This window comes from Gammaproteobacteria bacterium, assembly GCA_016765075.1.
In the GTDB taxonomy this organism is placed as follows: Bacteria; Pseudomonadota; Gammaproteobacteria.
Genome location: JAESQP010000074.1, coordinates 1 through 3,645, shown reverse-complemented (window position 1 = coordinate 3,645; position 3,645 = coordinate 1). Strand labels below are relative to the sequence as shown.

6 protein-coding genes are annotated in these 3,645 nt (G+C 45.3%); all 6 read left to right on the top strand.

Annotated elements, in window-relative coordinates:
• Window positions 1-261, top strand: a 261-nt coding sequence (locus JKY90_04560; protein MBL4851537.1) for a hypothetical protein, incomplete at its 5' end; no start/stop codon positions are given.
• 101 nt (window positions 262-362) lie between these two features.
• Complete coding sequence (locus JKY90_04555) at window positions 363-1,247, top strand: elongation factor Ts (protein MBL4851536.1); 885 nt, start codon at window positions 363-365, stop codon at window positions 1,245-1,247.
• An 11-nt stretch (window positions 1,248-1,258) separates the two neighbouring features.
• Window positions 1,259-1,984, top strand: a complete 726-nt coding sequence (gene pyrH, locus JKY90_04550; protein ID MBL4851535.1) for a UMP kinase — start codon at window positions 1,259-1,261, stop codon at window positions 1,982-1,984.
• A gap of 19 nt (window positions 1,985-2,003) precedes the next feature.
• On the top strand, window positions 2,004-2,561 hold the full coding sequence (gene frr / locus JKY90_04545) for a ribosome recycling factor (protein MBL4851534.1): 558 nt from the start codon (window positions 2,004-2,006) through the stop codon (window positions 2,559-2,561).
• 79 nt (window positions 2,562-2,640) lie between these two features.
• Window positions 2,641-3,384 carry a di-trans,poly-cis-decaprenylcistransferase gene (uppS, locus tag JKY90_04540; GenBank protein MBL4851533.1) on the top strand — a complete coding sequence of 248 codons (744 nt, stop codon included), beginning with the start codon at window positions 2,641-2,643 and terminating at the stop codon, window positions 3,382-3,384.
• A partial coding sequence (locus JKY90_04535) for a phosphatidate cytidylyltransferase (protein MBL4851532.1) occupies window positions 3,384-3,645 on the top strand: 262 nt, incomplete at its 3' end. The genes uppS and JKY90_04535, both read left to right, overlap by 1 nt.

Here is a 3,645-nt window from a genome sequence, read left to right as displayed (position 1 = left end):
CGTTTATCGCTTGCCCAAAACCAGGGTGGTAGCGGTGATGAATTCGTCGAGATTGACGCTAGTGGTACAGTCTCGATGCCGACCACAGTTAAGAAGAAAGCGAAAGAAACAGTAAAGAAAGAAGTTGATGCTAAAGCGCCAGCAGAGACCTCGGTAGGAACACCAGTAGCAGATGCAACACCAGTAGAGGCTTCAGCGGAAACGCCCGCAGTAGCTGAAACATCAGTAAAAGCCTCAGTAGAAACGCCTGCTGCATCTTAAAGTGATAATAATATAGTGTCCCTTTGTGTCATGGGGTTGTGTCTAACACGCCCCATAATGACCAGCTGAGAAAATTGAGTATTTTGTATGAGGAAAGATTTATGAAGGTATCTGCTGCGATGGTTAAGGAACTGCGCGAGCGTACTAGCTTAGGTATGTTGGAATGTAAAAAAGCACTAGCTGAGACGAGTGGTGATATTGATGCTGCCGTTGAGTTATTACGTAAATCAGGCCAAGCTAAAGCAGACAAAAAAGCGGGTCGTATCGCTGCCGAAGGCCGCATTGTTCAATTAATTAGTGATGATGGAAAAACCGCAGCTATCGTTGAAGTGAACTGTGAAACTGACTTCGTTGCCAATGGTGATGAATTCGGTGAGTTTGTTACATTGATTGCTCAGCGCGTTATCGCTGATAAGCCTGCTGATGTTGATGCATTAGTGCAGTTGGCGTTTGACGGTGATAAGAGCATTGAAGAGCGGCGCAACGAGATGATTACCAAGTTGGGTGAAAAGATCTCTGTTCGTCGCTTTGATCGTTTTGATAGTGATGGTGGCCAAATCGATGGCTATATGCACGGTGTTCGCATAGGCGTTCTGGTTGATATTGCTCCTGGTAATACAACCTTGGGCAAAGATGTGGCGATGCACATTGCTGCCAGCCGACCTATCGCGATATCTGAAGACAACGTTGATCCATCTGCGCTGGCTAAAGAGAAAGATATTTTTGAAGTTCAAGCCGCTGAGAGTGGCAAGCCTGCAGAAATTATCGAGAAGATGGTTGCCGGTCGACTGCGCAAGTTTTTATCTGAAGTCACCTTGTTGGGTCAGCCTTTTGTTAAAGACCCTGATTTGTCAGTGGCAAAACTGCTTGATAAAAGTAATAGTTGCGTTAAGCAATTTGTTCGTTTTGAAGTGGGTGAAGGTATCGAAAAAAAGGTCGAGAACTTTGCTGATGAAGTGGCCGCACAGATCGCGCAAAGCAAATAGAGAACAAGTTAATGAGCAAACCCCATAGTGCACCGTCTTATAAGCGTATCGTCCTCAAGCTGAGTGGCGAAGCGCTGATGGGAGACGAAGACTATGGGATTAAGCCAGAGATAATAAAGCGCCTAGCTGAAGAAGTTGCCGAAGTTGTTCGTGCTGGCGTTGAAGTGGGCCTAGTTATTGGTGGTGGCAACATCTTTCGTGGTGCCGGTCTTGCTGCGGCAGGGATGGAGCGGGTGTCGGCTGACCACATGGGCATGTTGGCAACCGTTATTAACGCTTTGGCAATGCAGGATGCGCTAGAGCGTTTAGACACCAAGACACGTGTCATGTCTGCTTTACAGATTAATGAAGTGTGCGAGCAATATATTCGCCGTCGTGCAGTACGTCATCTCGAAAAGGGTCGTGTCGTCATTTTTGCCGCGGGCACGGGTAATCCGTTTTTCACTACAGACTCCGCAGCAAGTTTGCGTAGTGTCGAAATTGGTGCCGAGCTGGTGTTAAAGGCGACTAAGGTTGATGGTGTCTACAGCGCAGACCCAATGAAAGATAAAACAGCAACACGCTATGATCGTCTAAGTTATGATCAGGTTATCGAACAAAAGTTAGATGTAATGGATACAACAGCAATTGTTCTGTGTCGTGATTATGGTATGCCATTACGTATTTTTGATATCAATGATTCTGGCGCTCTAATGCAAATTATTTGTGGTGCAGATAAAGGCACATTGGTATGTTAATAGTGGGTAGGGTAAGGTTATGATCGAGGAGATAAAACAAGATGCATCGCAACGTATGGAAAAGAGCATTGAATCGTTTCGTGATACCTTAGTTAAATTACGTACTGGCCGCGCCAACCCCAGCTTACTTGACCAGGTTATGATTCCCTATTATGGCTCAAACGTACCTTTAAGCCAGGCAGCAACAGTTTCGGTGGCTGATGCACGTATGTTGAACGTTACACCATGGGAAAAAGATTTGGTGCCTGTTATTGAAAAAGCAATCATGGCATCAGGTCTTGGTTTGAATCCATCGACATCAGGTAGTGTTATTCGTATAGCATTGCCACCACTGACAGAAGAGCGTCGCCGTGACATGGTCAAAATTGTTAAGGCAGAAGCAGAGAATGCACGCATTTCCTTGCGTAATATTCGTCGCGATGCTAACGGTGATTTTAAAGAGTTATTAAAAGAAAAAGAAATAACCGAAGACGAAGAACGTAGAGCAGAAGACGATATTCAAAAAATCACTGATAAATTTGTTGCGCAAGTTGAAAAAATAACAGAAGAAAAAGAGGCAGATTTGCTCGAAGTCTAATTTTCACCCTTGTATCTATTTTCTCTAGCCTGACCCAGACTAAAATTTCAGCCTCTTTATAGTAGGCATGGTACTAACTATGGATCAACGCAGTGATTCTACGGGCAGCACTATGTTGCCACACCATGTCGCCATTATTATGGATGGCAATGGTCGTTGGGCTCAGCAGCGTGGTAAGGCACGTGTTATGGGACACCGTTCGGGTGTTGCATCTGTGCGTGCAGTGATTGAACACAGCGCACGCCAACAAATCAATATACTTACCTTATTCGCTTTCAGCAGTGAAAACTGGCGTCGTCCGCAAGATGAGGTTGGCCTGCTTATGAAATTGTTTCTCGAGGCGATCAAGTCTGAAGGTAAAAAACTGCATGAGAATCGTGTGCGTTTGCGTTTTGTCGGTGATATATCCGCATTTTCTTCGCCACTGCAAAAACAAATTGCCGAGATAGAACAGCTGACCCAGGATAACGCTGGCTTATTGGTCAATATTGCGGCTAACTATGGTGGTCATTGGGAAATTATCGAGGCGGTTCGTCAACTTGCAAAACAGGTTGAGAGTGGCTTGATGGACGTCAAAGATATTGATAGTGACCGCCTTGCTCAGTTTTTGGCGCTGGGTGATATTGCCCCACCTGATTTATTTATTCGTACCGGTGGTGAGCAACGTATCAGTAATTTTTTGCTATGGCATCTAGCCTATACCGAGTTATATTTCACCGATACCTTATGGCCGGATTTTGATGGCCAGGCTTATGACCTTGCATTGCAATGGTTTGCCGGGCGTCAACGCCGATTCGGCCAAATCGCAGAGCAAGTAGGGTAGTGTTAAAACAGCGTTTAATCACTGCTGCCATTCTCATTCCGTTAATAATTATCTGCGTGCTTAAGGCGCCAACAGAATTAGTGGCTGTTGTTTTTGCCGTAATTATTATGGCTGCTGCCTGGGAATGGTGCGCATTACTTAAGTTAGCGGTAGGCGCTCGGTTGTCTTTTGTTGTGGCATTGATCGCAGCCATGCTATTTGGTTTTTTCTGGGTGTTAGAACAGCATCACATTACGTGGGCAGTGTTGGCTTTTGCCAGCT